Source organism: Desmospora profundinema (assembly GCF_031454155.1).
GTDB classification, from domain to species: Bacteria; Bacillota; Bacilli; order Thermoactinomycetales; family DSM-45169; genus Desmospora; species Desmospora profundinema.
In genome coordinates this window covers 537,196-559,680 of record NZ_JAVDQG010000001.1, presented here as the reverse complement: position 1 = coordinate 559,680, position 22,485 = coordinate 537,196, and the positions used below count along the sequence as shown (strand labels likewise).

Here is a 22,485-nt window from a genome sequence, read left to right as displayed (position 1 = left end):
CTCCATCGATTAGCGATTGGTGTTTCACTTATATATCGGCAAGGAGGTTCGTGATGACACAATCTTCCGTTTCAAATGAAGAAATCAACCGAAAAGTAGGGGAACTGGAAGGGAGCGACCGTTCTCTTCAGGGATGGATGGCGATGTTGGTCCTTCTGGTGGCCGTCGGAATGTCCCTGTTCCATCTGTATACAGCCGGGATCGACATGCTTCCGCGCATGCAACAAAATGCGCTGCACCTGGGCTTTGCGTTGGCATTGACGTTTCTGATCTTCCCGATTAAAAGAAAGATGGGCCAAACCTCGATTCCTTGGTATGATTTTTTATTGGCAACGCTGGGAGGATTGACAGGGCTTTATATCGTCTATATTTCGTCGGACATCTTATCTCGTGTGGCAAATCCGACGACTATGGATACGATGATGGCGACGCTCGCGGTTCTGCTCGTTCTGGAAGCGACTCGGCGGGTGGTGGGCAAACCGCTGGTGATCCTGGCCTTTTTGTTTATGCTGTACGCATGGCTTGGAGATAAGACATTACCCGGTTTTCTCGGGGGCAATTATGTTTTGCCCGATATGGTGAACCACTTTGGATTTTCCTGGACGGGAATATTTGAGTTTATGTATCTGTCCAACGAAGGAATTTTTGGAACTCCTCTTACCGTTTCCGCCAGTTATGTCTTTATTTTTGTCTTGTTCGGCGCTTTTTTGGAAGTGACCGGAGCCGGAAGGATGTTTATCGACTTTGCGATGTCCCTTGTTGGTTCCTTTAAAGGAGGGCCCGCGAAGGCTGCCGTTGTCTCTTCCGGGCTGATGGGGTCGATTTCGGGCAGTTCCGTGGCGAATGCAGTCACTACGGGAACCTTCACGATCCCCTTGATGAAAAAAACCGGATTTCGCCCTCATGTGGCAGGCGGTGTGGAAGTGGCGGCTTCTTCCAGCGGGCAGTTGTTGCCGCCGGTGATGGGCGCAGCGGCGTTCATCATGGCGGACTTCACCGGCATCCCTTATCTGGAAATCGTAAAAGCAGCGGCGATTCCGGCCTTGCTCAGCTATACCGCCATCTTGTTCATGGTTCATCTGGAAGCAAGAAAATATAACATCAGCGGTTTGCCGCGAACAGAACTGACTCCGGCCTGGAGAATCCTTGCCACCCGCGGGTACTTAATGCTGCCGGTGGTTGCTCTGATCACGTTGTTGGTAATGCGTTTAACCCCGATTCTCGCTTCGTTCATGGCGATTGTAGGAGCTTTGACGATCGCCTTGTTCTCTTATCGGATGCAGCGTCATTTTGGGAAAGGGTTCCTCGTATCGCTTCTCTTTATCGGGAGCGCGTATGCGGCTCATCTCCTGTTCGGGTTGAATGAATATGTAACACTGGTAGCGGCGGGCAGTTTGTTATTTGCTCTTATCTGGTTTTTACTCGGCAAGAAAATTTCCGGTGAAAAACAGACTCCGTTCGGGTGGCGGGAGTTGGTCACTGCATTGGAACTGGGAGCGAGAAACTCCCTCAGTGTGGTGACGGCCTGTGCCACGGCCGGAATCCTTACCGGTGTGGTTACCATGACCGGCTTGGGTCCGATCCTGTCCGGCATGATTCTGGATTTAGCCAACAACCAGCTGCTCCTGGTACTGCTTTTCACGATGTTTGCCTGTATTATTATGGGCATGGGTCTGCCGACAACGGCCACTTATATTGTGTTGGCGGCGGTGATGGCACCGGCGTTGGTTCAGATTGGAATCCCGTTGTTGGCGGCGCACCTGTTTGTGTTTTACTATGGGATCCTTGCGGATGACACTCCTCCGATCAATCTGCCGGCTTACGCCACGGCGGGGATCGCCCAGGCAAACCCGGTGGAGACCGGTGTTCAAGGCTTCAAGTTTGATATGGGAGCCCTTTTGTTGCCGTTTGCGTTTACCTTAAACCCCATTTTGATTCTGCAAGCGGAAGATGCCACTATGGGACAGACGGCTTGGGCGATCTCGACTGCGTTTATCGGGATTATCGCCTGGTCCAGTTTCATCCAGAGCTATCTCATCACTTCCTACGGGTGGATCGAACGCATCTTGGTCGTTGCCAGCGCCCTGGTTTTGATCCACCATACATTGTGGACGGACGCTCTCGGAATCGGTCTGTTCCTCGCTGTGATCCTGCTCCAGTGGTTTAAAAACCGCCGGATCGGATTAAACCGTATGTCGGTGGATGGCTGATCCCGGAAAGGCTGAGAAGCCGCTCCTATCTGGGGGCGGCTCTTGCTGTTTGAAGAGAGGAATTCTATAATAAAAGAAGATGGTCACCTTCGTGGAGTGACTCATCGCCGCGCCTTGTGGCGCTTCAAAAAAGGGGAGGATTCCCCTCACCATCATACTGTCAATCCTTCGGGGCTGGGTGGAACTCCCGACCGGCGGTGATGGAAGCGATGCTTCCTCAGTCCGTGACCCGCGAAAAAGCGGTGGATCCGGTGTAAATCCGGAGCCGACAGTGAAAGTCTGGATGGGAGAAGGATGGACGGGACCGCACACTCTCTGTGCGAGCAAGGCAGGAAAATTTTACCGGCCCTAGCCGGCTTTTTTTGTCATGCCCATTCAGATGCAAGTGATGTGTGTGTTTGGTTCACGTTCAAAAAGCCCCGATTACATCGGGGTTTTTTTGTTGGATTGACGATTGAAGGAGGAACGATGGACAGGTATGTAACGGACATCCACGAACGTTGGATGGGGCTTGCTCTGGATCTGGCCGGGGCGGCACGTGGACAAACTTCTCCAAACCCGCTGGTGGGTGCAGTCGTGGTAAAAGATGGGCAGTTGTTGGGAAGTGGGGCTCACTTAAAAGCGGGTACCCCCCATGCGGAGGTGCATGCACTCCAGATGGCCGGGCGGGCAGCTGTCGGCAGCACATTGTATGTCACGCTGGAACCGTGCAATCATACTGGTCGCACGCCTCCGTGTACGGAAAAGGTGATTGCCGCAGGGGTAAGTCGGGTGGTGATCGGCACTTTGGATCCCGATTCCCGTGTGTCGGGAGAGGGAGTCAAACGACTTCAGGAAGCCGGGATCATCGTCACGACCGGTGTGTTGGAAGCGGCTTGCCTGCGGTTAAATGAGGCCTATTTCCACCATCGTCGCACAGGCTACCCCTTTGTCACCATGAAAGCGGCTGTGACGCTGGATGGGAAAACCGCTACGCCTACGGGTGACAGTCGCTGGGTGACGGGGGAGGAGGCGCGCTTGGAAGTGCATCGGCTTCGTCATTCCCATGATGCGGTGATGGTGGGGAGGCAGACGGCCGTCCAAGACCGGGCGCTTCTTACCACCCGTTTACCGGAGGGAGGCAAAAATCCTGTCCGGGTTATTTTGGATAGCCAGCTCTCCATCCCGTTAGACATCCCCGTAACGGATACCGAGACAGCCGCAACCTGGATCTTTTGCACCGACGGAGTCGACGAGGGCCGGGAGGCCGAACTGCGAAAGCGGGGTGTTTCCGTTTTCCGGACCGGTCCTGGACCCCGGGTCGATTTGGAGAAGGTGTTTCAAACGCTGGGTTCCAAAGGGATCCTGTCCGTCTTATCGGAAGCGGGGGGCGAATTGAATGCATCCCTTCTGAATGAGGGCTGGGTCAATCGAGTGATGTTTTTTATCGCACCTAAGTTGCTGGGCGGAAAGGACAGTCCCACCGCGGTGGAAGGTGCCGGTTGGGAACGGATGGAGCAGGCGTGGGAATTGGATGGTGTGGAAATGCACCGGTTTGGGCAAGATTGGTGCGTGACGGGATTGCCCCGACAGACGCGAAGGGAGGGGTCCTGATGTTTACCGGATTGGTGGAAGAAGTGGGAGAGATTCAATCGATTCGAAAGGGTAATCGGTCCATGGTGTTGACGGTATCCGCTCGACGGGTACTGGAAGGCGTAAAAGAGGGGGACAGCATCGCTGTTAACGGTGTCTGTCTCACGGTTATCCGCTGGCGGGAAGGGGAATTTGAGACGGATGTGATGCCGGAAACCATGGCCAAGACCAGCCTGGGCCGGCTGCAACCAGGTTCACGGGTCAATCTGGAGCGGGCCTTGTCTGTGGGAGACCGCTTGGGGGGGCATTTTGTTCAGGGGCATGTGGACGGTGTAGGGCGAATTCGTGCCCGCACTCCGATGGAGAATGCTGTTTTATTTGAAGTGGAAGTGCCGGAGGCCCTTACGCAGTGGATGGTGGATAAGGGTTCGGTGACGGTGAACGGGATCAGTCTGACATTGGTGTCGATCGGAGCCCGATCGTTCACTGTTTCCGTTATTCCCCACACTTTATCTCATACACAACTGAACGATGCGCGGCCGGGCGATGAGGTGAATGTGGAGTGCGACATGATCGGTAAATATGTCGCGAAATGGTTAAACCAGCAGCAGGGGAATTCCTTGGCCGATGTACTGAAACAATCCGGCTTTACGAATGGAGGTGGTTAACATGGGGTCCTTTCATTTTCATACCATTGAGGAAGCGATTTATGAACTGATGCAAGGCCGTGTCATTATCGTGGTGGATGACGAAGATCGGGAAAACGAGGGGGACTTCGTCGCCTTGGCGGAAAAAGCGACTCCGGAAGTGATCAATTTCATGATTACCCACGGCCGCGGGCTGGTCTGTGCTCCCATCATGGAAGAACGAGCCCGGGAATTGGACCTGCCCCCGATGGTAGCCCATAACACGGACACGCATGAGACCGCGTTCACGGTGTCGGTGGACCATCGTTCCTCCACAACGGGGATCTCCGCCCATGAACGGTCCGATACGATTCGGGCATTGATCGATCCGAATACAAAGCCGGGAGACTTTCGTCGTCCTGGTCACATCTTCCCGCTGATCGCACGCAAAGGAGGCGTGTTGCAGCGGGCGGGCCATACCGAAGCGGGAGTCGATTTGGCTCGGATGTGCGGATCCTATCCGGCGGCGGTCATTTGTGAAGTGATTAAAGAGGACGGGAGTATGGCTCGTGTTCCGGATTTGATGTCTATTGCACGGGAATTTGATTTGAAGATCATCACCATTCAGGACCTGATTCACTACCGCAACCGCAAGGATAAATTGGTGGAGCGAGTGGTATCCACTCGTTTACCGACGGCGTTCGGTGTGTTTACGGCTTATGGATACCGCAACGAAGTGGATCATAAGGAACACGTCGCACTGGTGAAAGGACGGATCGTCCCGGATGAACCGGTGATGGTGCGGGTTCATTCCGAATGTCTGACAGGGGATGTGTTTGGATCGCAACGATGCGACTGCGGACCGCAGCTCCATGCGGCCCTTTCTCAGATCGAAGAGGAAGGAGCCGGGGTGCTCCTCTATATGCGTCAGGAGGGAAGGGGCATCGGTTTGTTGAACAAGTTGAAAGCCTATCAATTGCAGGAGCAGGGGCTGGACACGGTGGAAGCCAATCTGAAGCTTGGATTTCAGCCCGACCTCAGGGAGTACGGCATCGGTGCCCAGATCCTGCGCGACCTGGGCGTCCGTAGGATGCGGCTCTTAACGAACAATCCACGAAAGATCACGGGTTTAAAAGGATACGGATTGGAAGTGACAGAGGTGCTGCCGATCCAGATGCCGGCTGTCCCCGACAATGAAAAGTATCTGAAAACGAAGAAGAGTAAGCTGGGCCACATGCTCCATTTTTAAATTCAAATAGGGGTGGGAGTAACGATGAAGGTATATGAAGGGGTTATGACAGCACAGGGATTACGGTTTGGAATCGTGGTGAGCCGTTTTAACAGTTTGATCACCACGCGGCTGTTGGAAGGAGCCCAAGATGCTCTGAAACGGCATGGAGCCCGAGATGAAGATGTGGAAGTGGCTTGGGTGCCGGGAGCGTTTGAAATTCCGTTGATCGCAGACCAAATGGCGGCATCGGGCCGATTCGATGCTGTGATCACTCTGGGAGCGGTGATTCGCGGATCGACTCCCCATTTTGATTACGTCTGCTCGGAGGCGGCCAAAGGAGTAGGGGCCACCAGTTTGAACCGGGGGGTGCCGGTCATTTTCGGCGTTCTTACGGTGGACACCATTGAGCAGGCGATTGAACGAGCCGGCACCAAAGCGGGCAACAAGGGGTGGGAGGCGGCTGTAGGCGCGATTGAGACCGCCAATCTGCAGCGTTCGTTGAAAGAGGGTCTCTCCAACTGACGAAAGGGTGGTCCATTGTTGGATGTCAAGATCAAACTGGATATGTTTGAAGGCCCTTTGGATCTGCTTCTCCACTTAATCGATCGTTCGGAAGTGGATGTATGCGACATTCCGATTGCCCGCATTACCGACCAATATATGGAAATTCTTTCTGCGTCCCAGGAGTTGGAATTGGATATCGCCAGTGAATTTTTGGTGATGGCGGCGACGCTGCTGGCGATCAAGAGCCGGATGTTGCTTCCTCGGGCCGAACCTGTTGATCTCAGCGATATGATGGAAACGGAAGACGGGTTGGATCCACGGGAAGAACTGGTGCAGCGGCTGTTGGAATACAAAAAATACAAACGCTTATCCGATGCGCTGAGGGAGCGGGAGGCGGAACGAAGCCAAGTCTACACCCGGATGCCGATGGATCTGACTCCGTACACACCGGAAGAAAATCCGCTACAGGGATTGACACCGGATGACCTGTTACAGGTATTTTCCGAAGCCATGTCTCGCCCTCGAAACGAGGAGCCCCCGCCGATGACCAATCTGAGCCGGGATGAGGTCTCTGTCAGTGATCGGATGGAGGAAATTGCAGAAACGTTGTGGCGTTCCGACGGAAAGATGCGGTTTTCCGAGCTCCTGGTGTGGGAGCGGGTGACGAAAGATCGGGTTGTGACCACCTTCTTGGCCTTGCTGGAGTTGATGAAGACCAAACGGGTTTATATCCTGCAACGGGAATTATTTCAGGATATCGAAATTGTGGCAGTCAAGCCGAATGGAGGGGAGCCCACTGGAACGACAGCAGTGGAAGTCCATCATTGAAGGGTTGTTGTTTGCGGCGGGAGAAGAGGGCCTAAAACCGAAGGAGATCGCCGAAATTCTTCAAATCGACACACGGGAGGTCCGCCAGCTGTTGAAGGAAATGAGGCAGCAATGGAATGAAGAGGGGCGAGGTCTTCAGATTGTGGAAGTGGCGCAAGTATTTCAGCTGACCACCCTCTCGGAACACCGATCTTATTTTGAAAAGTTGGCCGAATCCCCTTCCCGCTCTCAACTCTCCCGCGCAGCCCTGGAGACGTTGTCGATTATCGCTTATCGGCAACCGATCATTCGGGTGGATATCGAAGAAATCCGCGGTGTGAAATGTGAACGGGCGATTTACCAACTGAAACGAAAAGGGCTGGTTAAAGAGGTGGGCAGAGCGGAGGGAGTAGGCCGCCCCATCTTGTATGGGACCACTCGTCAATTTTTGGAATACTTTGGATTGAAAAGCTTGGATGAATTGCCTCCTGTCGATTCCATCTTTCACTGGACCGAGTGGGAACAGGAGCGGGAAGAATTGTATCAGCGGCTGGGTGTGGAGCCGCAGCAGGCCCCGGAAGAGTTGGAAGAAGAAAGTCATTCCTCTTAACTGTCTAGAAGCCCCGAGTGATCGGGGTTTTTTTATGTTTTTTTCAGAAGCACAACCAGAAAGGGAACGAAGACCAGCCGGACCGACCTCAGTCTGGCCCTTTCAGATTGAATGGAGGGTACCCTTTTAGAACGACCTTGTATCTGTTTCATTCAAAAGAAGTGGCTGCCCATGGAGGGTATGAGCCGGCTGCATTCCGGTGATACTACCCAATGTTGGAACAATAAGGCGGTGGCATGAATGGCATGGTTGCTGGGTTCCGGCTTTTTGGTCTTGTTTTTTCTGTTGATGCTTTTTTCCACAGTACGGATCCGCCTCCTTTATCACAGGCGAGATGAAGATGACGAGATGGCAGTACAGGTTCGGATGTGGGCGGGCCTTCTCCGCCTACAATACCGGTTTCCAACCATACGCCTCACCCCCGAAGGGGTGGATCTGGATGAGAAAACGGGTACACCCTGGCCGGGAAAAAAACCTCCTTGGCACCGACGGATCGGATGGAAAACGATCCGGCGAATGCAACAAAATTTTTCAGACATCAAACAGAGAGTAGTGGATCTTTATGACGTATTCCGCGGGTTTTTGGGTCATGTGAAGTGTGAGCGCCTGACATGGAAGAGTCACTTAGGCACCGGGGATGCAGCGGAAACCGGTGTGCTTACCGGCTTGGCCTGGGGGGTAAAAACCAGTCTGGTTGGCTTTATGGGCTCTTATATTCGCTGGGTGGTCCGCCCCCATCTGGATGTGGTTCCTTATTTTCAGGAACGCCGCTTGGAAACCGATCTGGACTGCATGATCCGATTCAGGCTGGGGCATGCTATCCTTGCTGTTATCCGATTGTTGACCCGTATGCGCGGAAAGGGGGGTGAAGGGACATGGAAGAACACCCAATTCAAGGCCTAATGACGACGGCGATGGAAAATATCAAGGAAATGGTGGACGTCAACACCATCATCGGGGATCCGGTTGAGACACCGGACGGCAGCGTGATCATTCCCGTATCAAGAGTGGGATTTGGCTTCGCCGCAGGCGGAAGTGAGTTTGCAGGTACGAAGAAGGAAGAAAGAGCTGATGGCGGCGGAGGCAGAAACGGCGGCGGTGAACCCCCGCCCCTCCCCTTTGGAGGAGGCAGCGGGGGCGGAGTCTCCATCACCCCCATAGGCTTCCTGGTGGTCAATGAGAAAGGTGTTCGCATGTTGAATATGGAAGGGGCCAACCATTTGTTTGATCGATTACTCGATTTGGCTCCCGGATTGGTGGAACGTCTGCAACGGATGGTAAAGGGCAAAAAAATGGATGGTTTTCAAGAGCCAAAAACCGATATCTGACAAGGCCACATTCCGGTCGTCTCTTTTCAAGGGACGGCCTTTTTGCGCTCTCTCTCATAACCCTGTCCCATCGGCATATACATGTACCAAAATACAAGCCTTAAGGTGGGGAGCCATGCGGGTAACAGCGATCCTGTGCGCGATTGCGCTGGTTTGGGCCGTTCAGGTGCCTCAGGCGGCAGGGGAAGAGGATCCGTTGACTCTGAGTGCCGATGCGGCTGCTGTCATTGATGTGGAATCGGGACGATTGTTATATGAAAAGGATGCATACAAACAGATGCGCATTGCCAGCCTCACCAAAATCATGACAGCCATTGTGGCGATCGAAAACAGCGATCTCCAGGAGAAAGTCAAGGTGGGTCCCCAGGCGGTGGGGGTGGAGGGATCTTCCATCTACCTGAAGCAAGGAGAGGAGATTCCGTTGGAATCTCTCCTGTACGGTTTGATGCTTCGATCAGGAAATGATGCGGCGGTGGCAATCGCTGAACATGTGGGGGGATCCCTGGAAGGGTTTGTCCTGATGATGAATGAAAAGGCGGAGTATCTGGGGCTGGAACAGACGCATTTTGAAAACCCCCATGGTCTGGATGCTCCCGAACACTACTCTTCAGCGGCGGACGTGGCTCGTCTGACCGCATATGCTCTTCACAATCCGGATTTTAAAAAAATTGTGTCGACTCCGGTGAAAACGGTCCCCTGGCCTGGGGAAGAATGGCACCGCAAATGGTACAACAAGAACAAAATGCTGCGGCTGTATCCCGGTGCCGACGGGGTGAAGACCGGATACACCAAAATGTCCAAACGGACGTTGGTATCCTCCGCAACCCGAAAGGGTCGTCAATTGGTTTCCGTAACGCTAGCCGCGCCCGATGACTGGAATGATTCTATGCATTTATTGGAGTACGGCTTTACTCAATTTGAACGGGTTTCCCTTTTGAACAAGGGGGATGAAGTGACAGATATTTCTGGATCAGGAGATCCCGGTTGGTCGGCTGCGGCAGAAGATGGATTCGCCTATCCCCTCAAGGAGGAGGAACGGAACCGGATACGGGTGGAACCCCTGCTCACCTTGCCCGCTTCCGCCATCAGCGGAGAGGGGGTCCGGGTAGGGACCGCACGGATTTATGTAGATGAAAAGCAGGTGGGTTCCGTCCCTTTGATTTCCCGGTTGAAGCAGGAGAAAACCGGCTCCCTGTTCCACTCGTGGCTACAGGTGGTCAGTCATATGATGGGGAGGGAGTGGTGATGGTCAACTACATTTGGCTGTTTATGATTGTGAGTGGGGTGGCGGCGGCGGCTTTTCAAGGAGAGATGGATGTTGTGACACAGGCGGCGCTGAAGGGAGCCAAGGATGGAGTGGCCGTATGCATGGGGTTGATCAGCATTCTTGTCTTTTGGTTGGGAATGATGAGGATCGCTCAGGATGCAGGGTTGCTAAAAGCCCTGGCTCGGCTGCTCAGTCCGGTTGTCCGTTTCCTGTTTCCCGATGTTCCGCGTGATCATCCTGCGATGGGCTATATTTTGTCTAACATGAGTGCCAACCTGTTTGGTTTAGGAAACGCCGCTACTCCGATGGGGATCAAGGCGATGGAAGAGCTGCAGAAGTTGAATCCCGATCCGAAAACGGCCACCCCGGCCATGTGTACGCTGTTGGCGTTGAATACCTCCAGCCTCACTTTGATTCCGACCACCATGATCGGACTCAGAATGGAGTTGGGTTCGGCAAATCCCTCGGCGATCATCGGGACGACGATCGTAGCCACTTTTTGTTCTTCCCTGGCTGCGATTTGCCTGGATCGTTGGTTTCGCGGTCGGATGGCCAGACGAATTCAAACCTAGATCCATATCAAAGGGGGAAGAAGGTTGTGATGCAAACGATTTCGTTCCTATCGGCGATCATGATTCCAGCTCTCCTGGCCTTCATCCCCCTGTATGGCTTGTCACGCGGGGTGCCGGTTTATGAAAGCTTTGTGGAAGGAGCCAAGGACGGGTTCCCTACCGCGATTCAGATCATTCCCCATTTGGTGGGGATGATGGTGGCGGTATCCATTTTCAGGGAGACAGGAGCGCTCCAGTTTTACCTGAGTTTGTTCAAGCCCGTGCTCACGGCGATCCATTTCCCCGAAGAAGTCCTGCCTCTGGGGATTCTCCGTCCGATTTCCGGTGCAGGCGCCTTGGCTTATGCGGAAAATTTGATGGCCACTCATGGTCCCGATTCCTTCCTGGGCCGTTTGGCTGCCACCATGCAGGGAAGTACGGACACCACGCTGTACGTGTTGACGGTTTACTTCGGTGCGGTGGGAATCCGCCGTTCGCTGTACGCGGTAAAGGTGGGATTGATGGCGGATTTGGCTGGGGTGCTGGCTTCCTGGATGGTGGTGATGTGGGTGTTTGGATTGTAAGCATTTGCTTGGGTTTTCCTTGCCCGGAGGGGCTTTTTTTTGTGAGTGGTAGTCTTTCGCTTGTGAAGGGAGAGTCGAATGGATATGATGGCTAATGAGGTGAAAACATGGAACGACTGCAAAAAGTAATGGCCCACGCCGGTGTGGCGTCCCGGCGGGCATGTGAGGAATTGATCCGCGCGGGCCGGGTGCGCGTGAACGGGGAACCGGTGACGGAGCTGGGCCGGCGAGTAGATCCCCAACGGGATCGTATCCAGGTGAATGGCCGGGAGATTCGACGGGAATCGAAACGATATTTCCTGTTTTATAAACCGAAGGGGGTAATTACCAGCGTAACCGATCCACGGGGTCGGCGGGTGGTGACGGATTTCTTCCGTGAAGTGGATGAACGGGTTTATCCCGTTGGCCGACTGGATTATGAAACGGAAGGGTTGCTCCTTTTAACCAATGACGGTGAACTGGCCAACCGGCTGGCCCATCCCCGCCATGAGGTGGACAAGGTGTATCAGGCGCGTGTGGCCGATCATCCCGGTGAAGAGTCCCTGGAACGATTACGCAAGGGGATTCGGTTGGAAGATGGCTGGACCGCCCCTGCCAAGGTGCGTGTGCTTGAATCTGCTGGAAAGGACTGTTGGTTGGAAATCGTGATTCATGAAGGGCGGAACCGGCAAGTGCGCCGGATGTTGGACGCGATCGGCCACCCCGTGAGAAGGCTGATTCGAACCCGAATCGATTTTCTTACTCTTGCGGGCTTGAAACCGGGTCGCCACCGTTCGCTGAAACAGGGGGAAGTGGAGCGGCTCAGGGAACGGTTGGGTGATTGAGAGATGTTTTCAAACAATATTCATAGGAACCCCCCGTTGGTTCTAGGTCCTAGCGGTATAATGGGATAGTGAACGGGGTTCCCCGATTAATGGGATCCTCCCGGGAAACGGGGGTGGAAAAATGGTCAACACGAAGTGCGAATGTGGACATAACAACCCCGTCGGTACCACCTTGTGTGAGTACTGTGGGAAGCCGCTGGATGAGGGGAATGAAGACCAGCCTCTGGAGATGCGTTACGAGGGCAAAGCACGGCGCTCGCAGACGCAAAACCAGACTGTATTGGACTGGATCTGGAACTTTTTCTCTTCCGTCAAAGTGGCCATATATTTGATCGTGATTACGTTGGTAACGTCGGTTCTGGGGACGATTCTTCCGCAGGAGCGGTTTATCCCATCCAACCGGCCCGAAATCTATTACGCCCAGGAGTACGGGATTTGGGGCGAGCTCTTTTACCGTCTGGGCTTGTCCGATATGTACAATTCCTGGTGGTATATCGCTTTATTGTCGATGATCGGGATCTCGCTGGTAGTGTGCAGTTTGGACCGGGTGGTGCCGTTGTATAAGGCGCTGAAAAACCAGCGGGTGATAAAGAATACTACATTTATCCGACGACAGCGGGTCAGCCGGTCCCAGCCGGTACCCGAGGAGGAGAAGGAAGCGGTACTGGATCGTTTAGCACATACCCTTTCCAAGAAGCGCTACCATGTCCGACGGGAAGAAGACTCCATTTTGGCGGAGAAAGGACGCTTCAGTCGCTGGGGGCCTTATGTCAATCATATCGGTCTCATCATTTTTCTGTTTGGGACGCTGATGCGGTTGATTCCCGGCTGGTATCTGGACGATTTAGTGTTTCTTCAGGAAGGGGAGACCAAAAAGCTTCCTGATGTTCCGTACCATGTGAAAAATGAACGGGCGTTTGCGGAATTGTACGATGAGGACGAGATGCCGCAACAGTTGGATGAGATGCCCGCGATTGTGAAGAAATATGAAACCCGGGTTACTCTTTATGAGGAGGACCCGGAAACCGGTGAACTGCGGGAAGTGAAACGAGACTCCATTCTGGTGAATCATCCCTTGAAACACGAAGGGCTGTTGCTGTTCCAATCCGGTTTTGAGCCGAATCAGGCGAAATCGATCACACTCAGCGTGGAGGATCGGAAGCAGGATCAGGAATTGGGAACAATTCAGGTGGACCTGTACGATCCGAAAACGAAGTACGAGTTGGAAAACGGAGTGACGATCCGGATTTTAAATTACTTCCCGGATTTTGTGTTGGAGGATAATCAGCCCGCTACCAAATCCGAGATACCCAACCGCCCTGCCTTTATTTTCTCAGTGGATTCACCGGATTTGGACGAACCGGAAAAATCCTGGATGATTTCGGGGACCAATCTGGATGATGTCAATGAAGCCAATCGTTATGGCATGAGCCTGGAGGAGATTGAAACGGTAAACACTTCCGTATTGATGGTACGGATGGACAAGAGTCTCCCGGTGATTTTCTTTGGGCTTGGTATCTTTATGGTGGGCTTGTCCATGGGACTCTTTTGGTTCCATCGCCGCGTATGGATCCGCTGGGAAGAAGGGAATCTCTTGATGGGGGCTCACACCAACAAGAACTGGTTCGGCTTGAGAAAAGAGTTGGAGCAGGCGACGGAAAAAGCCGATACGCCGCTGAACTTTTCTCCCGAGCAACCGGAACAACGGTAGGGGGAACACGAGATGGAACAAACAATGGAAACGCTCCTGTTTGGAACGTTTATCCTATACCTGTTGGCATCGATCGCATTTGTGATGGCAGTGACGGGAAAAGGATCCCGTGACGGGAAAGAAGTGCATATGACACGCTGGGGGCGGCGGGGAATCACACTGGCCATCGCCGGTGTGGCCCTGCATGTCGGATTTATTATTGTCCGCCTTCTGCTGGGTGGACACTTTACCAGCAATATGTTTGAATTTACGGCTTTCCTCTGCTTTACGATCGTGACTGCTTATATCGTGATCTATTATTTATACCGAACGATTACCTTAGGTGCCTTTGCCATGCCGTTGGCGGTGATTATGCTGGCGTATGCCTCGGTTTTTCCCCGAGAGGTGACACCGCTGATTCCCGCATTGCAAAGCCACTGGCTCCACATTCATGTGATCACCGTGGCTTTGGGGCAAGGGGCGCTGGCAGTGGGATTTGTGGCAGGTTTGATCTATCTGATCCGCTGGGTTGGAAAAGACCGGGGTCATACCCGTACGGCCACCTGGCTGGAAGTGACGATGGTGGTCGTCGTGATGTATGTCAGCTTCATATTCCTGTCTTTCGCATTTGGTGGGTATGAGGCGACGTTCCAGCATCCTGTGGACGACACGGAAGTGGTGCAGGAGTTTGTCATGCCGCCGATTGTGGGTCCCCACGAGGGTAAAGCGGTAGATGTACCCGCTTTTTTGGGGCTTCAGGGTCCGTTGTTTGAAGTTCCTTCCTGGATGCAGGGGGAAAAGGCGGCCAACAAGCTGAATTCCGTTCTGTGGTCTATCTTCATCGGCCTCGTCCTGTACGGAATCCTGCGTCTGGCTTTCCGAAAACCAATCTACGAACTCCTCTATCCCTTGGTGAAAAATCTCAACCTGGAAACAGTGGATGAGATCAGTTACCGGGCCATTGCCATCGGGTATCCGATTTTCACCCTGGGCGGCCTTGTTTTCGCCATGATCTGGGCCCATGAAGCCTGGGGCCGTTTCTGGGGGTGGGATCCCAAAGAAGTGTGGGCGCTTATCACCTGGCTTTTTTACAGCGCCTATCTGCATTTGCGTCTGTCCCGGGGGTGGCAAGGCCTTCGATCGTCCTGGCTGGCTGTGGGCGGTTTTATCATCATCCTGATCAATCTGATCGTGATCAATTTGGTCATCGCCGGTCTTCATTCCTACGCGTGAATGAAGAAGTGTAAGGATATGGTATAATTGAAAGAAGAGAATAAAAAAGTGAGTATCGGGAAAAGAGGTGAGTCGGGTGGAGAAGCAAGAATATATTTTAGTTGTTGACGATGAAGATCGTATCCGCCGTTTACTTCGCATGTATCTGGAACGGGAAGGGTACCGAATCGACGAAGCGGAAGACGGCGAACAGGCGTTGGAAAAAGCGCTGGAACACGATTACGATCTGATCCTATTGGATTTGATGCTCCCGGGATCGGACGGTCTTGAGGTGTGCCGGGATATCCGCAATAAAAAGGCCACCCCCATCATCATGCTGACGGCACGGGGGGAAGAGAGTAACCGAGTGGAAGGGTTTGAAGCGGGCACGGATGATTATGTGGTGAAACCCTTCAGCCCCCGGGAGTTGGTTCACCGGGTGAAAGCGGTATTGCGCCGTTCGTCGGCTACAGCGTTTTTGTCGACGGAGACCGAAACCCACAACGTGATCGTCTTTCCGGATTTGGCCATCGATCATGATGCTCACGAAGTGAGGGCAGGCGGGGTGGAAGTGTCTCTGACGCCCAAGGAGTACGAGTTGCTTCATTACCTGGCCTCCTCACCGGATAAGGTATTCACCCGGGAAGAGCTGTTGCGGGACGTATGGAACTATGAGTTTTTTGGCGATTTACGCACGGTGGACACTCATATTAAACGTCTCCGGGAGAAGTTGAACCGGGCTTCTCCTTCCGCTGCCGCCATGATCAACACGGTCTGGGGAGTCGGTTATAAACTTGAGGTGCCGAAAGAGTGATCTGGCGCAGCGTCGTCGGCAAGCTCTGGTTGACGATCATCGGGCTGGTGACGCTGATTCTGGTGATGCTCAGCCTGTTTTTGTCGGAACAGATTATGGATACCTATTACCAGGCGGAATTAAACAGTCTGGAGCAGCTGGCCCAACATGTCCAAAAGACGTTGGAGGAGCCGGGCGTCGACAGAAAGCGGGCGGAGCATCTCCATTCGGTGTTAAAAGTGGCGGATTTGTTTGATACCTACATGATTATCTTGGGGAAAGACGGGGCGGTGGAATCAGTGGAGGTCTCCCCCCACGTTCCGGAATTTCCCTGGCAGGAAATCTTGGAGCAGACCGAGCTCGACCAGGTTTTCCAGGGTGAAAAACAGGTGCTGCGCAGCCGGGTGATGGTGGGTAAGGATGGGGAATCCACTTTCCCTTTGTTCAAAGATGAAATCATGATGGTGGCTTATCCCTTGCATGAAGAAGACCAGGTTGTGGGAGCCGTGGTACTCTACCGCACCCAGGAACAATTGAATGAAAACGAAATCAAAAAGCTGATCTTTTTTTCAGCGTTGATCGGGATATTCTTAACCACCATTTTTGCGTTTTTTCTCTCTACAAGGATCACCCAACCCTTGATCCAAATGAAAAAAGCATCGGAGAAGATGGCGGAGGGTAAATTTTCCACCCGTGTTCCGGTTCGCTCCCATGAGCGGGATGAAATCGGCGATTTGGCTGTCGCATTCAATCGGATGGCTGCGCAGCTGGAAGAGTCGATTCACGCCTTGTCCCAGGAAAAAGAGCAACTGGCCAGCATCCTGCGCAGCATGGCGGACGGTGTGATCACCATGGACGCACAGGGCAGGGTGATCGTCACCAACCCGCCGGCGGAAGAGCTCCTGAACCACTGGCGGGAGGAAGAAGAGGAAGGCCCTGATCTGCCATCCCCTCTTCGTGAAATTTTCAGCCTGGTGGTGCAGGATGAGCGGGAACAATTCGGGGACATCACAGTTCATGGACGAACCTGGGCTGTGGTAATGGCTCCCCTGTACGCCCGAGAGCAGGTCAGGGGAGCCGTGGCTGTATTACGGGATGTGACGGAGGAAAGGCGTACGGATAAATTGCGCAAAGACTTTGTCGCCAATGTCTCACACGAACTGCGGACGCCATTGGCGATGTTGCAGGGATACAGCGAAGCCCTTCTGGACGGGATTGCCCAAACACCGGAAGACCAGTCTGAAATCGCGAAAGTGATCAATGACGAGTCGCTGCGCATGGGCCGATTGGTACGGGAGTTATTGGATCTGGCCCGGATGGAGGCAGGACACATTCGTTTGGAAACGGCTGAGATGGATGCGATTCCTCTGGTCCGTCGCGTTTTGCGCAAATTCCAGGCGATCGCCGCAGAACAGAAAATGACCTTGGTGGGTGACATACCCCAGTCCCTTCCCACAGTGGAATGGGATGAGGACAAGGTGGAGCAGGTATTGACCAATCTGGTGGATAACGCCATTCGCCACACTCCGGCAGGAGGGCGGGTTTCCATCGAGCTCGTTGAGACGGAAAGCGGACTGCAACTCTGTGTCCGGGATACCGGAAGCGGGATTCCGGAAGAGGATCTGCCTTTTATCTTTGAACGTTTCTACAAGGCGGATAAGGCGCGTACCCGCGGTCAAGCGGGCACCGGTCTGGGGCTGGCCATCGTCAAACATATTGTGGAGGCTCATCAGGGGATCGTGACGGTGGAGAGTCAACTGGATAAAGGGACTACCTTCAAGGTACAGCTTCCCTGGCGAGCCCAGGGCGATGCATAAAAAAACTCCTTCCCATATCATGGGAAGGAGATTCATATTGATGACAAAGTAAGACCGGGGAACGAAGTGACCGTAGCGCGACTTGGGCTGTCTAGTGCAACGTGGGCCCGGGGCCCGATCTCCGTCTCCGCGCCTCTTTCCCTTTCATCGATGAAGGGCAGTCCGCTCCGTCTCTTCCGGATCCAACCAGCGGCCAAAAGAAAAGCAAGGTGGCCGCTAAACGGTTGGGTCCTACAGAGACTCCGCTGGGCAGTCGGTCAAAGGGCGCTACACCGAAAATCGGTCCCCTCTTCCTTTACCTCAAGGTCCTTCCCATATCATGGGAAGGAGTTTTTTTACTTCTGCAGTTCCGGCGGCACCTGCGGCCGCATGATCACTTGGTTGAAGATGACACCGGGATCGGCAGTAACCATCATCCAGACGGTTTCCGCCACTTGTTCTGGGGTGAGGGCATGATCACGGGGATCGGGGAAAAATTCCGTCTGGATGGACCCGGGGCAGAGGGTGCTCACTTTGACCTCGTCTTTCTTCAACTCTTGGGTGAGGACGTCGGATAAGGCTTGCAGCCCGAACTTGGAGGCGCAATAACCACCTCCGCCGGGAAACGTGACGGTGCCGGCTACGCTGGAGATGTTCACAATGTGCCCTTTGCTTTTTATCAGGTGGGGGATGGCGAATTTGCAGGCCAGGAAGGCACCTTTTAAGTTAACGTCCATCATCTGGTCCCACTGCTGCTCAGTAAGTTCTTCCACCCGGCCGAAGTGGCCGAGGCCGGCGTTGTTGATCAAGATGTCCAGCCGCCCTGTTTCGGTTACAGCGGTATCCACCATCCTCTTGACGTCGTTGGAATGGGTAAGGTCCGTGACGAGGGGAATGATTTTTTCGTGTGTAGCGGCCAGCTCTTTCAACCGGTTTTCGCTGCGGGCGGCGGCGATCACCCAGGCTCCTCCTTGGGCCAAGCGCTGGGTGAGGGTATGTCCCAACCCTTTGCTGGCACCGGTGACGATGGCTGTCTTGCTTGTCAGTTTGTCAGCCAAGTCTATTCCTCCTTTTGCCCCTTTCAATAGAATTCCCGGAGGGAGAAGGAAGCCAAACGGCTTTTCAATTGGCTGTCTCTCTCGTACAATGAAAGGGAATGAAAGGAGAGGCGACACGATGCATTCGATTTTGTACGTGTTTCATCTCATTTTAGGGGTCGGGCTGGGCTTCTTTTTGTTGTTGCCGTGGTGGACCGCCCGATTGTCCAGACTCTCCGGTTTGCGTCTAACGGGATATCTGATGGCCATCCAACATGCGGTCGTTGCGGGTCATTGGTTGATTTGGCTTGTGATCGTTACGGGTGGGGCGTTATTATGGTTTGCCGACCGCCCGGTTTATTGGATTTATGCCGTCCTGGCGATTTCCGGATCTGTTGCTTGGTTGATCCCGCATCTTTCGCGGGAAATCGGCAAAGCGGCAGGGGAAAAGGAGCTCGAAGCGATTCGATTGGAGCGCATCCGGAATCTCAGTTTTGCGACGAGTGTCTGTATTTTGTTAATGGTCGTGTTGATGGGCTACCCTCACCTGTTTTGACAGAGGATACAACGAAACCGCTAAAAAGGCCGCTCCCGAAGGGCGGCCTTTGTTGTGTCTTCTCTTACAGGTCAATGGCCGTCACGCGGTGAATCTCGTCCAACTGTTCCAGAGCTTCCAACAATGCTTCCGGTACGGCTTTGTCCACGTGGAGCATCATGATGGCCCGACCGCCGATATCACGCCGTCCCACCTGCATGGCGGCGATGTTGACATCATGGTCGCCGAGGATGGTGCCCACCCGTCCGATGGCACCGGGACGGTCGTGGTGCTGAATCAGGAGCTGATGACCAGCCGGTTCTACATCGACGGAGTATTCGTCAATCCGGACGATGCGGGGGCCCAATCCGTTCAGGAGCGCGCCGGTAATGGCGATTTCCCCTGTGTCCGTAGCGATATGAATGCGGATCAGATGGGTGAAGCCGTGCCTTTTGGAGATCTTCTGTTCAGTCACCTTAACGCCGCGTTCTTTGGCCAAGTGAGGAGCGTTGACGTAGTTGACGTCGGACAGATAATGAGAGAGAACTCCTTTTAGAATGATACGGGTCAGGGGAGCGGTGTCCCACTCGGCCAGTTCGCCGGAGAAGCTGACGGTTACTTCCTGCAAAGCTCCCTCTGCTGCCTGGCTGGCAAAGCTGCCCAGCTTTTCGGCCATCGTTTGATACGGGCGAAGTTTTTCCTGCAACTCCGCAGGAATGGAAGGCAGGTTGACGGCGTTTTTAAAGGGTTCTCCCCGAAGGATATGCAGGACTTCCCCCGCCACATCGATCGCTACATTTTCCTGAGCTTCCCGAGTGGAGGCGCCCAAATGAGGGGTGGCGATTACTTGGGGAAAATCAAACAAGGGATGGTGTCCCGGAGGTTCGGTTTCAAATACATCCAGAGCGGCCCCTGCCACCTTCCCCTTCCGGATCGCTTCCGCCAGGGCTTCTTCATCGATGATGCCCCCCCGAGCGCAGTTGATAACACGCACGCCGTCCTTCATGCGGTTAAAAGCATCCCGGTTGATGAGGTGACGGGTTTCTTTCGTCAACGGCGTGTGAACAGTGATGAAATCGGATTGGGCGATCACTTCATCCAGAGTGGCTTGTGTTACACCGATTTTTTGCGCCCGCTCCTGGGTGAGATAGGGATCGAAGGCCAGCACTTTCATATGAAAGGCGCGGGCTCGTTTGGACAGTTCGGTGCCGATCCGTCCCAGCCCGACGATGCCCAGGGTTTTCTTGTTCAGTTCCACACCGACAAATTGCTTTCGGTTCCATTCTCCCTGGACGGTAGAGCGGTATCCCTGAGGAATATTGCGAGCCAGGGAGATCAACATGGCGAAGGTGTGCTCCGCCGTGGAAACGGTATTGCCATCGGGGGCATTGACGACGACGATGCCGCGGCTGGTAGCAGCCGGGATGTCGATGTTGTCGACGCCCACTCCGGCTCGTCCGATTGCTTGCAATCGTTTACCGGCGGCGATCACTTCGGCGGTTACTTGGGTTTGGCTGCGGACGAGCAAAGCATCGGCTTCCTTCACTTCTTCCAGCAATTGTTCCGGTGTCAGATCTGTTTTTTGGATCACTTCCACGTCTTCCGCTTGGAGCAGTTGTTCGATCCCATGATTACTGAGCGGGTCTGTGATCAACACGCGATGCATGAATCCATTCCTCCTCGGTCGCTTGGATGCCGGATCCCGGCTGTACAGGCAATCCTGCACGGATGGCGGCTACTTCCAGTGCTGCAATGGTGGTGACAATGTCCAGAGGGTCGCTGTATCCCATGTGTCCGATACGGAAAATCTCCCCCTTGAGCTGTTGCTGGCCTCCGGCCAAACGGATGTTCAGGGCTTTCATCTGTTTACGGATGGCTTCCGCCGTTCCATCGTCTCCTTTGACGGCAGTGACGGTGGGGGAGGCGTCCGTGTCCGTGGCAAGGAGCGCAAGGCCCATCCCCCGAATTCCGGCACGGGTCATACGCATCATCCATTGATGACGTGTATAGACGTTTTCCAACCCTTCTTCTTCGAGCATGTCGAGTGCTGCCTCTAAACCGAAGAGAAGGGAAACCGCCGGTGTGTAAGGGGTGGTGTTTTTCTCCAGTGATTCCCGGTAAGGGAGGAAATCCAAGTAAAAGCGCGGGCGTGCGTTGGCTTCGATTCGTTCCCAGGCTTGGGAGGAGACAGAGGCAAACGCCAATCCGGCAGGCAGCATCAACGCTTTTTGGCTGCCGGTCACCAAGATGTCGACCCCCCATTCGTCGGCATGAGCAGGGACACCTCCGACAGCGCTGACTCCGTCAGCGATCACGAGGGCGTCGGTATGTTCCCGTACGACAGAGGCCAGCCGGTCGATGGGGTTTAATACACCGGTGGAGGTTTCGCAGAAAGTGAGGAAGACGGCTTCCACCTGCGGCTTTTCTTTCAGGAAATTTGCCAACGCTTCCGGTGTGCATGCTTGTCCCCAGGGAATATCGAGGCGGTGTGTCTCAATGCCGTGCTTACCCAGGATCTTGGCGAAGCGATCCCCGAATGCCCCTGTAACCACGACGGCGGCGCTTCCTCCCGGTTGGACGCTGTTGATTACGGCGGCCTCCAGAGCAGCGGTGCCGCTCGCGGCCATTATAAGGACGGGGCTGGCAGTGCCGAACAGCGGGGCGAGACGTTGGCTGCATGCCGCAACCAGCTTGGATGCTTCAGGATCGCGATGGCCCACCATCGGGCGGAGCATCGCTTGTTGAATACGAGGCGGAATCGGTGTCGGCCCCGGGATTTGCAATCGAACTTTGTCGCGTAGCATGCTCATGTTTCTCTCCTCCTTATGAATCGAAGCAGATTAGTTCTATATTAAAAAGGCCTTTCGACCACACACTTCCCGTGGGAAGTGAGGGACGAAAGGCCGTGTTGCCACCCTCATTCGCCCGGACTTCACAGTCGCGGGCCTTCATGGGTTCAAAGGGGAACCCTGAGATAACGGATCACCGGTCCGGCCTACTGAAAGGTTCAGCCGGACAACTCGGGAGTGCTCCACCCGGGGGGAACGCCGGTTCACAGCTACCACCGGCTCTCTGGTGAACCCCGTTCGGGTTTGGCTCCTTCATCGTTGGTCAAGCACTTTCAAAAATGTTGACATTACTCTAACACGGTGAAGTAGAGGTGTCAACCGGGAAATTTGGTTGCTTTGCACAGGATGAACCCATTTCCTTACTCTCACGGAAAAATAACATGAAGGGGAGCCTGTAAATCGTTCTGCTCCGGCAGAAATGACGATTGTGTTACGATGAGGTGACTGGGATGGGGAAAG

Annotated in this window: 21 protein-coding genes and 1 riboswitch; of the genes, 18 read left to right on the top strand and 3 right to left on the bottom strand. The window is 54.1% G+C overall.

Features of this window, described 5'->3' with window-relative positions; translation table 11 throughout:
• The first annotated feature begins 53 nt into the window (after positions 1 to 53).
• The 17 genes from JOE21_RS02660 to JOE21_RS02580 all read left to right on the top strand — a co-directional run bounded on the left by JOE21_RS02660 (position 54) and on the right by JOE21_RS02580 (position 17,626).
• Positions 54 to 2,210 (top strand): TRAP transporter permease, encoded by a 2,157-nt coding sequence (locus tag JOE21_RS02660; protein WP_309861990.1) that lies wholly within the window; start codon positions 54 to 56, stop codon positions 2,208 to 2,210.
• A 160-nt stretch (positions 2,211 to 2,370) separates the two neighbouring features.
• A riboswitch (FMN riboswitch) is annotated at positions 2,371 to 2,509 on the top strand.
• 169 nt (positions 2,510 to 2,678) lie between these two features.
• On the top strand, positions 2,679 to 3,803 hold the full coding sequence (gene ribD / locus JOE21_RS02655) for a bifunctional diaminohydroxyphosphoribosylaminopyrimidine deaminase/5-amino-6-(5-phosphoribosylamino)uracil reductase RibD (RefSeq protein ID WP_309861988.1): 1,125 nt from the start codon (positions 2,679 to 2,681) through the stop codon (positions 3,801 to 3,803).
• The gene (locus JOE21_RS02650; RefSeq protein WP_309861986.1) at positions 3,803 to 4,450 is read left to right on the top strand and encodes a riboflavin synthase; all 648 of its coding nucleotides are present in this window, start codon (positions 3,803 to 3,805) and stop codon (positions 4,448 to 4,450) included. The genes ribD and JOE21_RS02650 overlap by 1 nt, the downstream gene beginning before the upstream one ends.
• Position 4,451: 1 nt before the next feature.
• Positions 4,452 to 5,657 carry a bifunctional 3,4-dihydroxy-2-butanone-4-phosphate synthase/GTP cyclohydrolase II gene (locus JOE21_RS02645; protein WP_309861984.1) on the top strand — a complete coding sequence of 402 codons (1,206 nt, stop codon included), beginning with the start codon at positions 4,452 to 4,454 and terminating at the stop codon, positions 5,655 to 5,657.
• A 24-nt stretch (positions 5,658 to 5,681) separates the two neighbouring features.
• Positions 5,682 to 6,161 carry a 6,7-dimethyl-8-ribityllumazine synthase gene (gene ribH / locus JOE21_RS02640; protein ID WP_309861983.1) on the top strand — a complete coding sequence of 160 codons (480 nt, stop codon included), beginning with the start codon at positions 5,682 to 5,684 and terminating at the stop codon, positions 6,159 to 6,161.
• A gap of 18 nt (positions 6,162 to 6,179) precedes the next feature.
• Entirely contained in the window at positions 6,180 to 6,971 is a 792-nt protein-coding gene (locus tag JOE21_RS02635) for a segregation and condensation protein A (RefSeq protein WP_309861981.1), read from the top strand.
• Positions 6,940 to 7,560 carry an SMC-Scp complex subunit ScpB gene (scpB, locus tag JOE21_RS02630; RefSeq protein WP_309862429.1) on the top strand — a complete coding sequence of 207 codons (621 nt, stop codon included), beginning with the start codon at positions 6,940 to 6,942 and terminating at the stop codon, positions 7,558 to 7,560. The genes JOE21_RS02635 and scpB overlap by 32 nt, the downstream gene beginning before the upstream one ends.
• Positions 7,561 to 7,800: 240 nt before the next feature.
• Complete coding sequence (locus tag JOE21_RS02625) at positions 7,801 to 8,463, top strand: DUF2953 domain-containing protein (protein WP_309861979.1); 663 nt, start codon at positions 7,801 to 7,803, stop codon at positions 8,461 to 8,463.
• Complete coding sequence (ytfJ, locus tag JOE21_RS02620) at positions 8,436 to 8,888, top strand: GerW family sporulation protein (protein WP_309861977.1); 453 nt, start codon at positions 8,436 to 8,438, stop codon at positions 8,886 to 8,888. The genes JOE21_RS02625 and ytfJ overlap by 28 nt, the downstream gene beginning before the upstream one ends.
• A gap of 115 nt (positions 8,889 to 9,003) precedes the next feature.
• Positions 9,004 to 10,134 (top strand): D-alanyl-D-alanine carboxypeptidase family protein, encoded by a 1,131-nt coding sequence (locus JOE21_RS02615; RefSeq protein WP_309861975.1) that lies wholly within the window; start codon positions 9,004 to 9,006, stop codon positions 10,132 to 10,134.
• Positions 10,134 to 10,727, top strand: coding sequence for a nucleoside recognition domain-containing protein (locus JOE21_RS02610; protein ID WP_309861973.1), 594 nt, complete (start codon positions 10,134 to 10,136; stop codon positions 10,725 to 10,727). The genes JOE21_RS02615 and JOE21_RS02610 overlap by 1 nt, the downstream gene beginning before the upstream one ends.
• Positions 10,728 to 10,753: 26 nt before the next feature.
• The gene (locus JOE21_RS02605) at positions 10,754 to 11,290 is read left to right on the top strand and encodes a spore maturation protein (protein ID WP_309861971.1); all 537 of its coding nucleotides are present in this window, start codon (positions 10,754 to 10,756) and stop codon (positions 11,288 to 11,290) included.
• Positions 11,291 to 11,397: 107 nt separating this feature from the next.
• The gene (locus JOE21_RS02600; RefSeq protein WP_309861969.1) at positions 11,398 to 12,114 is read left to right on the top strand and encodes a pseudouridine synthase; all 717 of its coding nucleotides are present in this window, start codon (positions 11,398 to 11,400) and stop codon (positions 12,112 to 12,114) included.
• A 121-nt stretch (positions 12,115 to 12,235) separates the two neighbouring features.
• Positions 12,236 to 13,825 carry a cytochrome c biogenesis protein ResB gene (resB, locus tag JOE21_RS02595; RefSeq protein ID WP_309861967.1) on the top strand — a complete coding sequence of 530 codons (1,590 nt, stop codon included), beginning with the start codon at positions 12,236 to 12,238 and terminating at the stop codon, positions 13,823 to 13,825.
• 12 nt (positions 13,826 to 13,837) lie between these two features.
• The gene (gene ccsB / locus JOE21_RS02590; protein WP_309861966.1) at positions 13,838 to 15,037 is read left to right on the top strand and encodes a c-type cytochrome biogenesis protein CcsB; all 1,200 of its coding nucleotides are present in this window, start codon (positions 13,838 to 13,840) and stop codon (positions 15,035 to 15,037) included.
• 76 nt (positions 15,038 to 15,113) lie between these two features.
• Positions 15,114 to 15,830 carry a response regulator transcription factor gene (locus JOE21_RS02585; protein WP_309861964.1) on the top strand — a complete coding sequence of 239 codons (717 nt, stop codon included), beginning with the start codon at positions 15,114 to 15,116 and terminating at the stop codon, positions 15,828 to 15,830.
• Positions 15,827 to 17,626, top strand: coding sequence for an ATP-binding protein (locus JOE21_RS02580; RefSeq protein WP_309861962.1), 1,800 nt, complete (start codon positions 15,827 to 15,829; stop codon positions 17,624 to 17,626). The genes JOE21_RS02585 and JOE21_RS02580 overlap by 4 nt, the downstream gene beginning before the upstream one ends.
• 335 nt (positions 17,627 to 17,961) lie before the next feature.
• Here JOE21_RS02580 and JOE21_RS02575 read toward each other — a convergent pair whose 3' ends face one another.
• A complete protein-coding gene (locus JOE21_RS02575) occupies positions 17,962 to 18,663 on the bottom strand; it encodes an SDR family oxidoreductase (RefSeq protein WP_309861960.1) in 702 nt (233 codons plus the stop codon).
• Between the two features lie 118 nt (positions 18,664 to 18,781).
• Between JOE21_RS02575 and JOE21_RS02570 the strand changes: the two genes are divergently transcribed.
• Positions 18,782 to 19,198 (top strand): hypothetical protein, encoded by a 417-nt coding sequence (locus JOE21_RS02570; RefSeq protein ID WP_309861958.1) that lies wholly within the window; start codon positions 18,782 to 18,784, stop codon positions 19,196 to 19,198.
• A 64-nt stretch (positions 19,199 to 19,262) separates the two neighbouring features.
• Here JOE21_RS02570 and serA read toward each other — a convergent pair whose 3' ends face one another.
• Entirely contained in the window at positions 19,263 to 20,843 is a 1,581-nt protein-coding gene (gene serA / locus JOE21_RS02565; RefSeq protein WP_309861956.1) for a phosphoglycerate dehydrogenase, read from the bottom strand.
• On the bottom strand, positions 20,809 to 21,981 hold the full coding sequence (locus tag JOE21_RS02560) for a pyridoxal-phosphate-dependent aminotransferase family protein (protein WP_309862426.1): 1,173 nt from the start codon (positions 21,979 to 21,981) through the stop codon (positions 20,809 to 20,811). The genes serA and JOE21_RS02560 overlap by 35 nt, the downstream gene beginning before the upstream one ends.
• Between the last annotated feature and the right edge of the window lie 504 nt (positions 21,982 to 22,485).